Origin of the sequence: Cellulomonas cellasea, from assembly GCF_030372105.1 — a bacterium.
In the GTDB taxonomy this organism is placed as follows: Bacteria; Actinomycetota; Actinomycetes; order Actinomycetales; family Cellulomonadaceae; genus Cellulomonas_A; species Cellulomonas_A cellasea_A.
In genome coordinates this window covers 24,136-39,787 of sequence record NZ_JAUDBQ010000018.1, presented here as the reverse complement: position 1 = coordinate 39,787, position 15,652 = coordinate 24,136, and the positions used below count along the sequence as shown (strand labels likewise).

At 74.3% G+C, this 15,652-nt stretch carries 13 protein-coding genes; 10 read left to right on the top strand and 3 right to left on the bottom strand.

Annotated features, from left to right (window positions below; all coding sequences use genetic code 11):
- Positions 1-96: 96 nt before the first annotated feature.
- The 9 genes from QUV83_RS15525 to deoC all read left to right on the top strand — a co-directional run bounded on the left by QUV83_RS15525 (position 97) and on the right by deoC (position 9,165).
- The gene (locus tag QUV83_RS15525; protein WP_289565828.1) at positions 97-1,689 is read left to right on the top strand and encodes an ABC transporter ATP-binding protein; all 1,593 of its coding nucleotides are present in this window, start codon (positions 97-99) and stop codon (positions 1,687-1,689) included.
- Complete coding sequence (locus tag QUV83_RS15520; protein WP_436231935.1) at positions 1,686-2,948, top strand: ABC transporter permease; 1,263 nt, start codon at positions 1,686-1,688, stop codon at positions 2,946-2,948. The genes QUV83_RS15525 and QUV83_RS15520 overlap by 4 nt, the downstream gene beginning before the upstream one ends.
- Positions 2,945-4,246, top strand: a complete 1,302-nt coding sequence (locus tag QUV83_RS15515; RefSeq protein ID WP_436231934.1) for an ABC transporter permease — start codon at positions 2,945-2,947, stop codon at positions 4,244-4,246. The genes QUV83_RS15520 and QUV83_RS15515 overlap by 4 nt, the downstream gene beginning before the upstream one ends.
- Positions 4,247-4,278: 32 nt before the next feature.
- Positions 4,279-4,692, top strand: a complete 414-nt coding sequence (locus tag QUV83_RS15510) for a cytidine deaminase (RefSeq protein ID WP_289565827.1) — start codon at positions 4,279-4,281, stop codon at positions 4,690-4,692.
- Positions 4,689-5,981, top strand: a complete 1,293-nt coding sequence (locus QUV83_RS15505) for a thymidine phosphorylase (protein WP_289565826.1) — start codon at positions 4,689-4,691, stop codon at positions 5,979-5,981. The genes QUV83_RS15510 and QUV83_RS15505 overlap by 4 nt, the downstream gene beginning before the upstream one ends.
- On the top strand, positions 5,978-6,934 hold the full coding sequence (locus tag QUV83_RS15500; RefSeq protein ID WP_289565825.1) for a hypothetical protein: 957 nt from the start codon (positions 5,978-5,980) through the stop codon (positions 6,932-6,934). Before QUV83_RS15505 ends, QUV83_RS15500 begins: the two co-directional genes overlap by 4 nt.
- A 112-nt stretch (positions 6,935-7,046) precedes the next feature.
- The gene (locus QUV83_RS15495; protein ID WP_289565824.1) at positions 7,047-7,352 is read left to right on the top strand and encodes a hypothetical protein; all 306 of its coding nucleotides are present in this window, start codon (positions 7,047-7,049) and stop codon (positions 7,350-7,352) included.
- Positions 7,353-7,387: 35 nt separating this feature from the next.
- Positions 7,388-8,494, top strand: coding sequence for an adenosine deaminase (locus QUV83_RS15490; protein WP_289565823.1), 1,107 nt, complete (start codon positions 7,388-7,390; stop codon positions 8,492-8,494).
- On the top strand, positions 8,491-9,165 hold the full coding sequence (gene deoC, locus QUV83_RS15485; protein ID WP_289565822.1) for a deoxyribose-phosphate aldolase: 675 nt from the start codon (positions 8,491-8,493) through the stop codon (positions 9,163-9,165). The genes QUV83_RS15490 and deoC overlap by 4 nt, the downstream gene beginning before the upstream one ends.
- Positions 9,166-9,250: 85 nt before the next feature.
- Here the strand turns inward: deoC and QUV83_RS15480 are convergent, their stop codons facing one another.
- Together QUV83_RS15480 and QUV83_RS15475 are read right to left on the bottom strand one after the other, a co-directional pair.
- Complete coding sequence (locus QUV83_RS15480) at positions 9,251-11,137, bottom strand: phospho-sugar mutase (RefSeq protein ID WP_289565821.1); 1,887 nt, start codon at positions 11,135-11,137, stop codon at positions 9,251-9,253.
- A 5-nt stretch (positions 11,138-11,142) separates the two neighbouring features.
- On the bottom strand, positions 11,143-12,006 hold the full coding sequence (locus tag QUV83_RS15475) for a purine-nucleoside phosphorylase (protein ID WP_289565820.1): 864 nt from the start codon (positions 12,004-12,006) through the stop codon (positions 11,143-11,145).
- 151 nt (positions 12,007-12,157) lie between these two features.
- Here QUV83_RS15475 and QUV83_RS15470 point away from each other — a divergent pair, with 151 nt between their 5' ends.
- Positions 12,158-13,606 carry an NAD(P)H-quinone dehydrogenase gene (locus QUV83_RS15470; RefSeq protein ID WP_436231933.1) on the top strand — a complete coding sequence of 483 codons (1,449 nt, stop codon included), beginning with the start codon at positions 12,158-12,160 and terminating at the stop codon, positions 13,604-13,606.
- A gap of 3 nt (positions 13,607-13,609) precedes the next feature.
- Here the strand turns inward: QUV83_RS15470 and QUV83_RS15465 are convergent, their stop codons facing one another.
- Complete coding sequence (locus tag QUV83_RS15465) at positions 13,610-15,574, bottom strand: endonuclease/exonuclease/phosphatase family protein (protein WP_289565819.1); 1,965 nt, start codon at positions 15,572-15,574, stop codon at positions 13,610-13,612.
- Positions 15,575-15,652: the final 78 nt, after the last annotated feature.

Sequence of the window (15,652 nt, the reverse complement as noted above, 5' to 3'; positions counted from 1 at the left end):
CGGCGCGAACGCCCGGGCCATCGGCCTGACCACCCGGCACGCACCCGCACTGGTCGCTAGTGTCGACCACCACGAACTTTGAAGGAGCCGGGGCACGTGAAGCTGGAACTGCGAGGGATCACCAAGCGCTTCGGCAGCCTGGTGGCCAATGACCACATCGACCTGGTGGTCGAGCCCGGCGAGATCCATGCCCTGCTGGGCGAGAACGGCGCCGGCAAGAGCACCCTGATGAACGTCCTCTACGGGTTCTACGAGCCCGACGGCGGCGAGATCCTCGTCGACGACAAGCCGGTGACGTTCACCGGCCCGGGCGACGCGATGGCCGCCGGCATCGGCATGGTGCACCAGCACTTCATGCTCGTGCCCGTGTTCACCGTCGCGGAGAACGTGGCCCTCGGGCATGAGCCCGTGCGCGGCGCCGGGATCATCGACCTCGCCGAGGCGCGGCGGCGGGTCCGGGAGATCTCCGACCGGTTCGGCTTCGACCTGGACCCCGACGCGCTGGTCGAAGACCTGCCCGTCGGCGCGCAGCAGCGCGTCGAGATCATCAAGGCGCTGTCCCGCGACGCGCATGTGCTCATCCTCGACGAGCCCACCGCGGTGCTCACGCCGCAGGAGACCGACGAGCTCATCGAGATCATGCGGCAGCTCAAGGCCGCCGGGACCTCCATCGTCTTCATCACGCACAAGTTGCGCGAGGTGCGCGCCGTCGCGGACCGCATCACCGTCATCCGGCGGGGCGCCGTCGTCGGCAGCGCCCTGCCCACATCCTCCGAGACCGAGCTCGCCGCGCTCATGGTCGGCCGCTCGGTGGACCTCGGGGTGGACAAGGACCCGGCCGCGCCGGGCGAGGTCGCGTTGCAGGTGCAGGGCGTCACAGTGATCGACCCGGCGGGCGTGCGCCAGGTCGACGACGTCAGCTTCGACGTGCACCGCGGGGAGATCCTCGCCGTGGCCGGGGTGCAGGGCAACGGGCAGACCGAGCTCACCGAGGTGCTCATGGGGCTGCTCGAGCCCGTGGCCGGCTCGGTGCTGCTGGACGGCGCGGAGCTCGTGGGCCGCTCGGTGCGCGAGGTGCTGCGCGCCGGCGTCGGCTACGTGCCGGAGGACCGCACCGCCGACGGGGTGATCGCCGACTTCTCCGTCGCCGAGAACCTCGTCCTCGACCTGTACGACCAGGCGCCCTACGCGCGGGGCATCGCGTTCGACCCCGCGAAGGTGGCCGCCAGCGCGCGTGAGCGGGTCGTCGAGTTCGACGTCCGCACGCCGTCGGTGGACGCGTTCGCAGGCACGCTCTCCGGCGGCAACCAGCAGAAGGTGGTGCTGGCGCGCGAGATGTCGCGCCCGCTGCGGTTGCTCATCGCCTCGCAGCCCACCCGCGGCCTCGACGTCGGATCGATCGAGTTCGTGCACAGCCGGGTCGTCGCCGAGCGCGACCTCGGCACCCCGGTGGTCATCGTCTCCACCGAGCTCGACGAGGTCCTCGCGCTCGCCGACCGCATCCTCGTGATGTACCGCGGCGCCATCGTCGGGATCGTCCCCGGCGGCGCCGACCGCGACGTGCTCGGCCTGATGATGGCCGGCGTGCCGCTCGACGAGGCGCAGGCGCAGGTCGCGACTCACCGCACCACCCTCGGCCAGGCGGACGCCGCGGCCGACACCGACCCCTCCGAGGAGGACCTCACGTGAGCGAGTCCGCTCCGCTGCGGGACGCGGCCGTCCCGGTCCCGGGAGACACCGGGGTCGAGCGGCCCCCGTCCCGCGGCCAGAACGCCCTCCGCGAGATGCTCGAGAGCAGCTGGCTCGTCACTGTGCTGGCGATCGTGCTCGCACTGGTGATCAGCGCGGTGCTGATCGCCGCGGCCGACGCCGAGGTGCAGGCCGCCGCCAGCTACTTCTTCGCACGGCCCATGGACCTGCTCAACGCGGCGTGGGTGGCTGTGTCCCAGGCGTACACGGCGCTGTTCCAGGGCGCCATCGTCGACCCGGGCGCCACGACCTTCGCCCGGGCCGTGCGCCCGCTGACGGAGACCATGACGGTGTCCGTGCCGCTGATCTTCGCGGGCCTCGGCCTCGGCATCGGCTTCCGCGCCGGCCTGTTCAACATCGGCGCCCAGGGGCAGATCATCATGGGCGCCGTCCTCGGCGGCTACATCGGCTTCACATTCGAGCTGCCCGTCGGGCTGCACCTGCTCCTCGCCGTGATCGGCTCGGCGCTGGGCGGGGCCATCTGGGCGGGCATCGCCGGTGTGCTCAAGGCACGCACGGGCGCCAACGAGGTGATCGTCACGATCATGCTCAACAACATCGCGATCTACCTGGTGGGCTACCTGCTCACCACGTCGGCGTTCCAGCGCGGGAACAGCAACAACCCGATCTCGCCGCCGGTCGAGTCCAGCGCGGTGTACCCGCTGCTGCTCGGCACCGGCTTCCGCCTGCACGCCGGGTTCCTGCTCGCGCTCGCCGCGGCGGTGGGCGTGTGGTGGCTGATGAACCGGTCGACGATCGGGTTCCAGTTCCGCGCCGTGGGCTCCAACCCGCACGCCGCCCGCACCGCCGGCATGTCCGTCGAGGCCAGCTACGTGTGGGTCATGGTGATCGCGGGGGCGCTGGCCGGGCTCGGCGGATCGGCCCAGGTGCTGGGCACTGAGAAGGTGCTCACCGCCGGCGTCGCCGCCAGCTTCGGCTTCGACGCCATCACCGTGGCGCTGCTCGGCCGCTCCAAGCCGTTGGGCACCGTGTTCGCGGGCCTGCTCTTCGGGGCGCTGCGCGCCGGCGGGTACTCGATGCAGGCCCGCACGGGCACGCCCATCGACATCGTGCTCGTCGTGCAGTCGCTGATCGTGCTGTTCATCGCGGCGCCGCCGCTCGTCCGCGCTGTGTTCCGACTGCCCTCCCCAGGCGCGGTCAGACCCGGCGTCCTCGCCACCAAGGAGGCCGCAGCGTGAGCGCCGTGACCGCACCCTCGCGGCCCGCCGCGAGCCCCGCCCCCGACGCGGGCAAGCCGCTGCCGCCGATCAACTGGAAGGCGCCCATCGGGTACGGGGTCGCCGCGCTGGCGTCGCTGGTCCTGTTCGGGCTGCTGCCGGCTGCGGGCCGGACGACGACGTTCACGTTCGCGACGTCCAAGGACTTCTTCCAGATCGACCCGCTGACGGTGCCGTCGAAGTCCACGGCCATCGTGCTCTCGCTGATCGGGCTCGCCCTCGCGGCGGTGTCCCTGTGGCTCACCCGCAGCCGCCGCAAGACGGGCGTGTGGCTGCCCGTGCTGTTCGGCGTGGTGTTCGTGCTCGCGTTCCTCACGTGGGCCGTCGCGGGCAAGGCGCAGCCGCTGCCGATCACGGGGTTGCTGCAGGGCTCGCTGTTCCTGGCCATCCCGCTCGTGTTCGGCTCGCTGGCGGGTGTGCTGTGCGAGCGCTCGGGCATCATCAACGTCGCCATCGAGGGCCAGCTGCTCGCCGGCGCCTTCGCGGCGGCGGTCGTCGCCTCGCTGACGCACAGCGCGTACGCGGGCCTGATCGCCGCGCCCATCGCCGGCGCGCTGGTCGGCCTGATCCTCGTGTTCTTCTCGGTGAAGTACCTGGTCAACCAGATCATCGTCGGCGTGGTGCTCAACGTGCTCGTGGTCGGCGTCACCAGCTACCTGTTCTCCACGGTGCTCAAGGTGAACGCCGCGACGTGGAACTCCCCGCCGAAGCTGCCGACCATCGAGATCCCGCTGCTCTCGCAGATCCCCGTGATCGGCCCGGTGCTGTTCCGGCAGACGGCGCTCGTCTACGTCATGTACGTGGTGGTGGCGCTGCTGCAGGTGATGGTGTTCCGCAGCCGCTGGGGCCTGCGCTTGCGCGCCGTCGGCGAGCACCCGAAGGCCGCGGACACCGTCGGCATCAAGGTCAACCGCACCCGGGTCCGCGCGACGATGCTGGGCGGCGCCGTCGCCGGGCTGGGCGGGGCGTTCTTCACCGTGGCCGCCGGGCTCGCGTTCGGCAAGGAGATGACGGGCGGCAAGGGCTTCATCGCCCTGGCCGCGATGATCCTGGGCCGGTGGAGCCCGATGGGCGCCCTCGCGGCGGCGCTGCTGTTCGGCTTCGCGGACAACCTGCAGGTGGTGCTCGGCATCATCGGCACCCCGATCCCGAGCCAGATCATGCTGATGACCCCGTACGTGGTGACCATCTTCGCCGTCGCCGGCCTGGTGGGACGCGTGCGCGCCCCGGCCGCCGAGGGCGTCCCGTACGTCAAGTGAGACGTGCGACAAGCGATAGTGGAGTGAGTGACATGAGCCAGACCCCCCAGATCGACTGGGACGCCCTGCGCGCCGCCGCGCGGGACGTCATGACCCGGGCCTACGTGCCCTACTCGAAGTTCCCCGTGGGCGTCGCGGCACTGGTCGACGACGGCCGCATCGTCGTGGGCTGCAACGTGGAGAACGCGTCGCTGGGCCTGACGCTGTGCGCCGAGTGCGCGCTCGTCTCCGGGCTGCACGTGAGCGGCGGCGGGCGCCTGGTGGCGTTCGCGTGCGTGGACCAGCACGGCAACGCGCTGATGCCCTGCGGCCGCTGCCGCCAGCTCCTGTGGGAGCACGGCGGCCCGTCGCTGCTGGTGGACACCGTCAGCGGCATCAAGCCGATGACCGAGGTGCTGCCCGACGCGTTCGGGCCGGACGACCTCGTGGAGAGGGCAGCCCGATGAGCGAGCAGTTCGACGCCGTCGACGTCATCCGTGCCAAGCGCGACCACGGTCGCCTGAGCGACGGGCAGATCGACTGGGTCATCGACGCGTACACCCGCGGCGCCGTGGCCGAGGAGCAGATGTCGGCCCTCGCCATGGCCATCCTGCTCAACGGCATGGACCGCGCGGAGATCTCCCGCTGGACGGCCGCGATGATCGCGAGCGGCGAGCGGATGGACTTCTCGGGCCTGTCCCGCCCGACCGCTGACAAGCACTCGACGGGCGGGGTCGGCGACAAGATCACGCTGCCGCTGGCGCCCCTGGTCGCCGTGTTCGGCGTCGCGGTGCCGCAGCTCTCGGGCCGTGGCCTGGGGCACACCGGCGGCACGCTGGACAAGCTCGAGGCCATCCCTGGCTGGCGGGCCGCGCTCAGCAACGACGAGATGATGCGCCAGCTCGAGGACGTCGGCGCCGTCATCTGCCAGGCCGGATCCGGGCTGGCCCCCGCCGACCGCAAGCTCTACGCGCTGCGCGACGTCACCGGGACCGTCGAGGCCATCCCGCTCATCGCCAGCTCGATCATGAGCAAGAAGATCGCCGAGGGCACCGGCTCGCTGGTGCTCGACGTGAAGGTCGGCTCGGGCGCCTTCATGAAGGACATCGACCGGGCCCGCGAGCTCGCCCGCACCATGGTGGAGCTGGGCGTGGACGCCGGGGTGCGGACCGTCGCGCTGATCACGGACATGGAGACGCCGCTGGGGCTCACCGCCGGCAACGGCCTCGAGGTCCGCGAGTCGGTCGAGGTGTTGGCCGGGGGCGGCCCCGCCGACGTCGTGGAGCTCACCGTGGCGCTGGCCCGCGAGATGCTCACCGCCGCCGGGCAGCCCGATGCCGACCCGGCGGCCGCCCTGGCCGACGGGCGCGCGATGGACGTGTGGCGGCGCATGATCGCGGCGCAGGGCGGCGACGTCGACGCGCCCCTGCCCGTCGCGCGGGAGACCGAGCAGGTGCTCGCGGCCTCCGATGGCGTGCTGACCGGGCTGGACGCGTACGCCGTGGGCGTCGCGGCTTGGCGGCTCGGCGCCGGCCGGGCCCGCAAGGAGGACCCGGTGCAGGCCGCCGCTGGCGTCGAGCTGCACGCCAAGCCGGGCGACCGGGTGCGCGCGGGGGAGCCGCTGCTCACCTTGCACACGGACACCCCGGAGCGCTTCGGCCGGGCCCGCGAGGCGCTCGAGGGCGCTGTGCGCATCGAGGCCGACGGCGCCGAGGTGGCTGCGCGCCCGCTGCTCATCGACCGCATCGGCGAGTGACGCCCACCTCGACGCGGCTCACGGCGGCGCGGCTCACGGCGGTGCAGCTCACGAGCGCGCTGCGCGCGCTGCGCGGGCGCAGCGTCCCGTGCGTGCAGTCGGCGGCCGGCCACGAGCCGGCCGCCGCCGTGCTGGCGCGCTCGAGCCGCCCCGCAGCCGACCTCGTGCGGGCCCGTGCCGTCCGAGCCGGCCTCGCCCCGGACGGCGCCGCCGAGCTGGCTGGCCGCGTCGCGCGGCTGACCGACCGGGAGGCATGGCAGGTCGTCGAGCCGCTGCGACCGGCCCCGGGCGCCGACGTGCTGCGCTTCGGCACCGCGGCCGCCCGCCAGGTCGACGAGACGTCCTGCGGCGCCGCCGTGCTGGCCATGCTCGCCGCGCAGGCGGACCCGGCGCTGGCGCTCTGGCTGGTCACCGGCGAGCACGTCGGCGAGGAGCCCGCGGCGCTGGACGGCGTCGCGCCGGTGTCCTCTGGGCCGCAGGGGCGACTGGCCGCCCTCCAAGCCGCCCTGCACGTGCGCGGCACCCGGCGCGCGCTGCTCGGGGCGCTGCCCTGGCCGACGGCCCTGGGCACCCCGCCGTGGGGGGCCGCGCGTGTCGCCACCGAGGTGTGCGCCGGTGGGCTGGGCGTCGCCTACCGCTCGGTGATGGTCGACGACACCCGACCCGACGAGGTGCGCGCCGTGCTGGCCCGCGCCCGGCGCTCGCTCGCCCACGGGGTTCCCGTGCCGCTGTACACCGGCGGGGACACGTCCCACGGGCTGGCCGCCGCCGTGCCCCGCCACGTCGTGCTCCTCACCGGGGCGGACGCCGCAGGCCTGCGGCTCTACGAGCCGTCCACCGGCCGGGAGCTGGTGCTGCCCGAGGAGGCCGTGCTCGACGGGGGAGTCCCGCGCGCGGCGTACGGCGGCTGGTCGCATGTGTGCTGGGCGTTGCTGCCCGTGCGGCGGGCCTGAGGCCGACGCGGGCGCGATCCGCGGGGGATGACCGCTCTGTCCTGTTGGCACAGGCCGCCGGGGCGGTCCACGATGGAACCGCACGAGCCGTCCTCATCCCCCGGGAGGAATCATGAGCACCGTGCCCGGCAAGGACTCCTGGCGTGACGCAGGCCTGACGCGGCCATCGCTGCGCGACACCACCGAGGCGGACCCCTCGCCGTTCGAGCTCGACGAGATCGACGACGAGCAGGCCTCCGACGAGCTGCGCGACGAGGAGGCGGCCACCGACGTGACGGTCGTCGACCCGGCGGCCGGCGTCGTCGAGGAGTACCGCCCCGACGCGCCGCGGCCCGACCTCGAGGACAAGGCGAATGTGGCCGACGTGACCGAGCAGACCCGTGAGGTCCCGCCCGACGAGCGCGACGACTACCCCTGATCGGAGCAGTCCCCACCGACCACTACGGTGGGACCATGACCCTCGCCGCCGACCAGATCGCCGTGCTGCCCAAGGTGCTGCTGCACGACCACCTCGACGGCGGGCTGCGGGCCGCGACGATCGTGGAGCTCGCGCGAGAGGCCGGCCACGAGCTGCCAGCCGCGGACCCGGACGCCCTGGCGCGCTGGTTCGTCGAGGCCGCCGACTCGGGCTCCCTCGAGCGCTACCTGGAGACGTTCGCGCACACCGTCGCCGTCATGCAGACGGCTGACAACCTGCGGCGCGTCGCCCGCGAGGCCGTGCTCGACCTGGCCGCCGACGGCGTCGTCTACGCGGAGCAGCGGTATGCGCCCGAGCAGCACCTGCAGGGTGGCCTGAGCCTGCAGGAGGTCGTCGACGCCGTGCAGGCGGGCTTCGACGAGGGCGTCGCCCTGGCCGCCGAGGACGGCCGCGAGATCCGCGTCGGCACGCTGCTGACGGCGATGCGGCACGCCGACCGCGGCGACGAGATCGCCGCGCTCGCCCTGGCGAACCGTGACCGCGGCGTGGTCGGATTCGACATCGCCGGGGCCGAGCAGGGCTTCCCGCCGTCACGTCAGGCGTCGGCGTTCCGCATGCTGCGCGAGGCCAGCTTCCCCGTGACGGTGCACGCCGGGGAGGCCGCCGGGCTCGAGTCCATCGCCGAGGCCGTGCAGGTCGCGGGGGCCCTGCGCCTCGGCCACGGCGTGCGGATCATGGACGACATCACCGTCACGACGGGCCCGGACGGCATGCCCCATGCCCGGCTCGGACGGCTCGCGCAGTGGGTGCTGGACCGGCGCATCCCGCTTGAGCTGTGCCCGTCCTCGAACCTGCAGACGGGCGCCGCGCGGTCCATCGCCGAGCACCCGGTGACGACGCTGCGGCGGCTCGGCTTCGCTGTGACCGTCAGCACCGACAACCGCCTGCAGTCCGGCACCTCGCTCACCCGCGAGTTCGCCCTGTTGGCGGCGGAGGCGGGCTGGACCCTCGACGACCTGCGCGACGTGACGGTCACCGCCGCCGAGCACTCCTTCCTCGCGCTGCCCGAGCGGCGCGACCTGATCGACCGGGTGATCCTCCCGGCCTATTCGCAGAACGGCAGCGGGAGGCACCGCGCATGACCACGAACATCGACCCGACGACCCTGGCCCAGTACGTCGACCACACGCTCCTCAAGCCGGAGGCCACGGCGGACGACGTCGCGGCGCTCATCGCCGAGGGGCAGCGCCTGGGCGTGTACTCGGTGTGCGTCTCGCCGTCGTTCCTGCCGCTCGACGCGGGCGGCCTGAAGGTCGCGACGGTGTGCGGGTTCCCGTCCGGCAAGCACCACAGCGAGGTCAAGGCCGCCGAGGCCGCCCGCGCGGTGGTCGACGGCGCCGACGAGGTGGACATGGTCATCGACGTGGGCGCGGCCAAGGCCGGGCAGTTCGCGTCGGTGCAGGCGGACATCGCCGCGGTGCGCGCGGCAGCCCCGGCGCCTGTGGTGCTCAAGGTCATCATCGAGTCGGCGGCGTTGAGCGATGAGGAGATCGTCGCGGTGTGCCAGGCGGCCGAGGCCGCGGGCGCGGACTTCGTCAAGACCTCCACGGGCTTCCACCCGGCCGGGGGCGCCACCGTGCACGCCATCGAGCTGATGCACGCGACGGTGGGCGGACGCCTCGGCATCAAGGCGTCGGGCGGGGTGCGCACCAGCGCCGACGCGCTCGCGATGATCGAGGCGGGCGCGACGCGCCTGGGCCTGTCGGGGACGGCCGCCGTGCTGGCCGGCCTGGAGGCCGACTCCGGCTACTGAGCCGGCGGCACGACCCGCACATGACAGCAGCCGGCGGCCCGGTCAACGGGGCCGCCGGCTGCTGTGCGTCTCGGCCGTTTCCGACCTAGAGGCCGAGGGCGGCCTCGAGGTCGCGGCGCACCGCGTCGAGCCGGTCGCGCGCGTGCTGGCGTGCGCTCATCATCTTCGCCTCGCTGGCGTGCTCGCCGACCTCGACGATCACCTCGAGGTAGCACTTCACCTTCGGCTCGGTGCCGCTGGGCCGCACGATCGCGCGGGTGCCGTCCTCGGCGAGCAGGCGCAGCCCCACCGTCGGGGGGAGCCCGCCGCGCTCGGCGTCGGTGCCCGCCTCCAGGTCGACGACCTTCGTCACGGGGGAGCCGCCCAGCGTGGCCGGGGGGTTGTCCCGCAGCCGGGCCATCGTCGCGGGGATCTGCGCGAGGTCCGTGAAGCGCGCGGAGAGCTGGTCCGTGACGTACAGGCCGTGGTCGCGGGCCAAGTCGTCCAGCACCCCGACGAGGGTGCGTCCGTTGGCCTTGAGCGTCGCCGCGAGCTGCGCGATGACCAGCGCGGCGGAGATGCCGTCCTTGTCCCGCACATGCGCCGGGTCGACGCAGTACCCGAGCGCCTCCTCGTACCCGTAGGCCAGGCCGTCCACGCGGGAGATCCACTTGAAGCCCGTGAGGGTCTCCTCGTGCCGTGCCCCGGCGGCCTGCGCGATCTCCGCGAGCAGCCGCGAGGAGACGATCGAGTTGGCGAACACGAGCTCGCGGTCGTCGGGCGTGCCGGCCACGAACGTGCCCACGCCGTCGATGGCGCCGGCGGCGAGCGCGCCCAGCAGGGCGCCCACCTCGTCGCCGCGCAGCATCCGCCAGCCGTCCGCGGCCGCGGTGCCCGGCCCGCGGTAGGTGCGTGAGGCGGGGTCGTCGACGGCCACGGCGCACCTGTCGGCGTCCGGGTCGAGGGCCAGCACCAGGTCCGCGTCCCGGTCCTGTGCGAGGCCCAGCGCGTAGTCCATCGCGCCGGCCTCCTCCGGGTTGGGGAAGGCGACGGTGGGGAAGTCGGGGTCGGGGTCGGCCTGCTCGGGCACCAGCGTGACGTCGCTGAACCCGGCGGCGGCCAGCACCCGGTGGGCCACGGCGCCGCCCACGCCGTGCAGCGGCGTCAGCACGACCCTGAGGTCGCTCGCCTGGACGCGGGCCAGCTCGCTCGGGTCGGCGAGGGTCAGCACCGCGGCGACGTACTCGTCGAGCACCTCGGGGCCCAGCACCGTCCAGCCGGAGTCGGCGCGCGGCACCGACGCGACGGACTCGACGCGGGCGATCTCCGCGGCGATCTCCGCGTCGGCGGGCGGCACGATCTGCGAGCCCTGCGCCCCGCCGGCGGCGACCCGGCCGCCGAGGTACACCTTGTAGCCGTTGTCCTGCGGCGGGTTGTGGCTCGCCGTGACCATGACCCCGGCGTCGGCGCCCAGGTGGCGGACGGCGAAGGCCAGCACGGGGGTGGGCAGCGGCGCGGGGAGCATCAGTGCCTCGATGCCCGCGGCCGTCATGACGGCGGCGGTGTCCCGGGCGAAGTCGGCGGAGCGGTGCCGGGCGTCGTACCCGATCACGACGCGCGGCGCGGGCCGGGCGGCGGGGAGCTGGGCGCGCAGGTAGCCGGCGAGGCCCGCGGCGGCCCGGATCACCACAGCGCGGTTCATCCGGTTGGGGCCGCTTGCGATGGCGCCCCGCAGGCCGGCGGTGCCGAACTGCAGGGTGCCCGCGAACCGGTCCTCGAGCTCGGCGCGGGCGCGCTCGACATCGCTGACGAGCTGCTCCTGCTCGGGCGGGAGGTCGCTGCCGGGGACACGTCCCGCCTCGACCTCCTCAAGGGAGGCGCCGGCGGTCGCGAGCAGCTCCGCGAGCTCGGCGGCGGTGGTGGGGTCCGGATCGTCAGCGATCCAGGCTCGCACCCTGTCCTGCACCTGGGGCCATGCGTCGGCGGTCGCCATGTCGCTCAATCTACCGACGGCGTCGCCGACGCGTCGTCCAGGCGGCGCACGATCGAGGCGAGCAGCGCGCTGATGCGCGGGCCCGCGGCCTGGCCGGCCTCGATGACCTCCGCGTGGGACAGCGGAACCGGGCTGATGCCGGCGGCGAGGTTCGTCACGAGGGAGAGCCCCAGCACCTCCATGCCGGCCTGCCGGGCGGCGATGGCCTCGAGGGTGGTGGACATGCCCACCAGGTCGCCGCCCATGCGGCCGGCCATCGTGACCTCTGCGGGGGTCTCGTAGTGCGGCCCCCGGAACTGGACGTAGACGCCCTCGTCGAGGCTCGGGTCGACGGTGCGGGCCAGATCGCGCAGGCGCTGCGCGTACAGGTCGGTGAGGTCGACGAACGTCGCGCCCTCGAGCGGCGACGTGGCCGTCAGGTTGATGTGGTCGCGGATGAGCACGGGGGTGCCGGGCGCCCAGTCCGGGTTCAGGCCGCCGCAGCCGTTGGTCAGCACGATGGTGTGCGCGCCCGCGGCGGCGGCCGTGCGGACGCCGTGCACGACGCGGCGCACCCCGCGCCCCTCGTACAGGTGCGTGCGGGAGCCGATGACCAGCACGTGGCGGTCCGGCGCCCCGTCCTCCCCGGCGACCCGGATGGAGCGGGTGGTGCCGACGTGGCCGGGCACCGCGGGGGCGGAGAAGCCGGGGATCTCGTGGCTGGGGACCTCGGCCACCGTCTCGCCCAGCAGGTCGGCGGCGCCGCCCCAGCCGGAGCCGAGGACGAGCGCGATGTCATGCCGCTCGACGCCGGTCACCCGCGCCAGGTGCTCGGCCGCCAGGCGGGCCACGTCGAAGGGGTCGGTGCGGGGGTCGTCGAGTTCAGACATGCGTCGAGGTTAGTGGCCGCGCCGCCTGATCTCGCCCGCGACGCGGCGCGCGCCCGAGGCTGCGCCGCCCCGGCGCCGAGCCGACACCGCGCCAGCGCCGCGCCAGGTCCTTCCGACCTGCGCGGACGGGGCAGGACGGCACAATGGGGGCGTGAACACCCCCCTTCATGACCTGCAGGCCAGCCGTGTCGTCATCGTGGGCGGCGGCCCTGGCGGATATGAGGCGGCGCTCGTCGCGCGCCGGCTGGGCGCCCAGGTCACAGTGGTCGAGCGGACCGGGCTCGGCGGCGCCGCGGTGCTCACCGACGCCGTCCCGTCCAAGACCCTGATCGCGACGGCCGAGTGGATGACGATCGCGGACCGGGCCCCCGACCTGGGCATCCGGCTCGACGTGCCCGGCGCGGCCGGAGTCGCCGCGGACGGCCCCACGGAGTCCGAGCGCCACCGCGTCGACCTGGACGAGGTGAACGCGCGCGTCCTCGCGCTCGCGGCCGCGCAGTCCCAGGACATCCGCGCCCGGCTCGACCGCGAGGGCGTCCGGGTGGTGATCGGCAGCGCGCGGCTCGACGGGCCGCAGCGCGTCCTCGCGCAGGAGGCCGGCGGCGGGGAGCACGTGTTCGAGGCGGACGTGGTGCTGATCGCCACCGGCGCCACCCCCCGGGTGCTGCCGGACGCGCAGCCCGACGGCGAGCGGATCCTCACCTGGACGCAGCTCTACGACCTGAAGTCGCTGCCGGAGCGCCTCGTGGTGATCGGCTCCGGGGTCACCGGGGCCGAGTTCGCCGGGGCGTACGTCTCCTTGGGCTCCGACGTGGTGCTGGTCTCCAGCCGCGACCGGGTGCTCCCGGGGGAGGACGCCGACGCGGCGGCCCTCATCGAGGAGGTGTTCCGCAGCCGTGGGATGACAGTGATGTCCCGCTCGCGCGCGCAGTCCGTGCGCCGCACCGCCGACGGCGTGCTGGTGACGCTGGCCGACGGCCGGACGGTGGAGGGCTCACACGCCCTGATGGCCGTCGGGTCGACGCCCAGCACCGCCGGCCTCGGCCTCGAGGGCGCCGGGGTGCGGCTCACGGAGAGCGGGCACATCGAGGTGGACAAGGTCTCGCGGACAACCGCTCGGGGCGTCTACGCCGCGGGAGACGTCACGGGGGTGCTGCCACTGGCCTCGGTGGCCGCCATGCAGGGCCGCATCGCGATGTCCCACGCGCTGGGCGACGCCGTGGTCCCGCTCGCGCTGCCCGCGGTCGCGGCGAACATCTTCACCGCGCCCGAGATCGCGACGGTGGGGGCGAGCGAGGCGGGCCTGCAGCGTGACGGCACGCCGTATGTGACGAGCATGCTGCCGTTGACCCGCAACCCCCGCGCCAAGATGCTCGGCCTCAAGGACGGCTTCGTGAAGCTCTTCGCCCACCCGGCGGGGCAGGTGCTCGGCGGGGTGGTCGTCGCGCCCCGCGCCAGCGAGCTGATCTTCCCGATCACGCTGGCGGTGGCGCACCGGCTCACCGTCGACGACGTGGCGAGCGCGTTCACGGTGTACCCGTCGATCACCGGCTCGATCGCCGAGGTCGCCCGCATGCTGCACCACGTGCAGGAGGGGTAGCCCTCAGCCAGCGGCCCGGACGCGCGCCACGATCGGCAGGTGGTCGGACGACCCCTCGCCGGTGAGCACCCGCACGTCGCTGAACTCGACGCCCGCGCCCAGCACCCAGTCGATCCGCACCTGCGGGTCGTCGCTGGGGAAGGTCAGCGCGTCGGGGTCGCCGGCGGAGTCCACGGCACTGGTCCAGCCGTCGTCGGCGAGCAGCTCGAGCTCGGGCCAGCCCGGCTCCGCGTTGAGGTCGCCCGCGATCACCGCGGGCTCGTCGCCGTGCGGCTCCGCGGCCAGCAGGGCCTCGAGCTGGTCGATGCGGGTGGGGGTGTTCTCGTCGCGGTGCTGCAGGTGCACCGACGTCACCCGGATCGGCGATCCGTCGGCCAGCGTGACGGTGGCCGTGATGGCGGAGCGCTGCTGCGGCCCGGCGCCGATGGGCAGCTCGGTGACCTGCGTGTCGGTCAGCGCCGAGCGGGACAGCAGCGCATTGCCCATCTGGGCGTCGGCGGCCGGCGCGTAGACGAACTCCATGCCGAGGCGGTGCGAGAGCCAGGTGGCCATGTCGACGCCGCCGCCGAGCACCCAGCCGCGGGAGACCTCCTGGAGGGCCACGACGTCGGGGTCGTGCTCCTCGATCACGGAGGCGATGCGCTCGAGGTCCACGGCCGTGGCCGGCTCGACGCCGTAGTGCAGGTTCCAGCTCAGCAGCACGAGCTCGTCGGAGCGCGCGCGGTCCTGGCTGGCGGACGCGGGGCTGGAGACGGCCCAGCCCACGAGGGCGAGCAGCACGGCCGGGATCACGAGCAGGCGGACGGCGTTCGCCCGCACGGGGTTGGCGCGCGGGGCGGCAGGCTCGGGCGCGGCGGTCTCAGGATCGGCGCCCGGCAGCGCGGGCATCCGACGGCGCAGCCCGCCGCAGGCCAACGCCACCCCGGCGGCCACGACCACCCAGGCGTTGTCGAAGCCCAGCGGCACGTCGTAGTCGACGAGGTACAGCGCGAGCGGGATGATCAGCCCGAGCCCGACGAGGGAGGCCGCGAGGCTGACCCGCAGGCCGCCGCGCGGGGCGGGCCGGCGCACGCTGAGCGCGGTCACCAGCGTCACCGGGGCCGCGACGCCAAGGGCCCCGATGGCCACGAGCGTGCCCGTGCCCTGCGTGAGGAACGCCGCGACCAGGGCGAGTGGCACGGTGACGGCGGCCAGCACCCGGGTCTCGCTGTTGAGCCGCTGCGGGTCGAGCATCATCCACACCGCGACAGTCGAGGCGCCGACGACGACCAGCCCGGCCACGTCGAGCCGGGCGCCCGACTGAGACGCCGCGAACGCGGGGTTCGCCAGCACCATCACTGCGATCCCCAGCGAGGGGCCCAGCACCCACAGCCGCCGGGGGCGCGCCTCCACGACGTCACGGCGCACGACGCGGGCCACGGCGACGGCCCCGCCCACCAGCGCGATCGTGAGGATCCAGCCCAGCGGCCCGTGCCGCCAGTAGGCGTCCCAGGTGCCGAGCACGAGCTGCAGTCCCGCGGCGAAGCCCGTGCCGAGGGCCAGCCCCACGGCCGCCGCGCGCGCCCCGTGCGGGCGCCCCGCGACGAAGGCCACAGCGAGCATGAGGACGGCGACGGCCACTGTCGCGGTGGCCAGGCCGACGGCGAACCGGGCGCCGCCGTCGAGGGCCTGCGCGGCGAGCCGGGCCACCGCCAGCACGAGTGTGCCCGCCAGCACCGTGCGGCCGGAGGGGGAGCCCGAGGTGAAACGCCGGGTCGCGAGCAGCAGCGCCGCGACGACCAGGCCGACGGCGGCGTAGGTGGTCAGCGCGGTGACGCCGGCCGTGACCACGCCCGAGGCGAACGCGCGGTCGAGCAGCGGGCCGCTGGCGCGCACCGCCTCGATCGTCAGGGTGGAGAGCAGGGCGATCAGGACCACCCGGGTGGGCGTCCCGACGTCGGGCGGGCTGGTGCGGTCGGGCGTTGTCACGGCCGCCACGGTACCCGCGACGCGGGGCGGGCCTCGACTCGCCTCAGCGCCTGGGCGCCGTGCCGTGCCTGGTCAGCC

What these genes read in the sequence shown, in the direction of transcription:
- deoC (WP_289565822.1), top strand. Translation starts at nt 8,491, where the DNA reads ATGACCACGAACATCGACCCGACGACCCTGGCCCAGTACGTCGACCAC.
- QUV83_RS15475 (WP_289565820.1), bottom strand. Translation starts at nt 12,006, where the DNA reads ATGTCTGAACTCGACGACCCCCGCACCGACCCCTTCGACGTGGCCCGC.
- QUV83_RS15480 (WP_289565821.1), bottom strand. Translation starts at nt 11,137, where the DNA reads ATGGCGACCGCCGACGCATGGCCCCAGGTGCAGGACAGGGTGCGAGCC.
- QUV83_RS15510 (WP_289565827.1), top strand. Translation starts at nt 4,279, where the DNA reads ATGAGCCAGACCCCCCAGATCGACTGGGACGCCCTGCGCGCCGCCGCG.
- QUV83_RS15490 (WP_289565823.1), top strand. Translation starts at nt 7,388, where the DNA reads ATGACCCTCGCCGCCGACCAGATCGCCGTGCTGCCCAAGGTGCTGCTG.
- QUV83_RS15495 (WP_289565824.1), top strand. Translation starts at nt 7,047, where the DNA reads ATGAGCACCGTGCCCGGCAAGGACTCCTGGCGTGACGCAGGCCTGACG.
- QUV83_RS15505 (WP_289565826.1), top strand. Translation starts at nt 4,689, where the DNA reads ATGAGCGAGCAGTTCGACGCCGTCGACGTCATCCGTGCCAAGCGCGAC.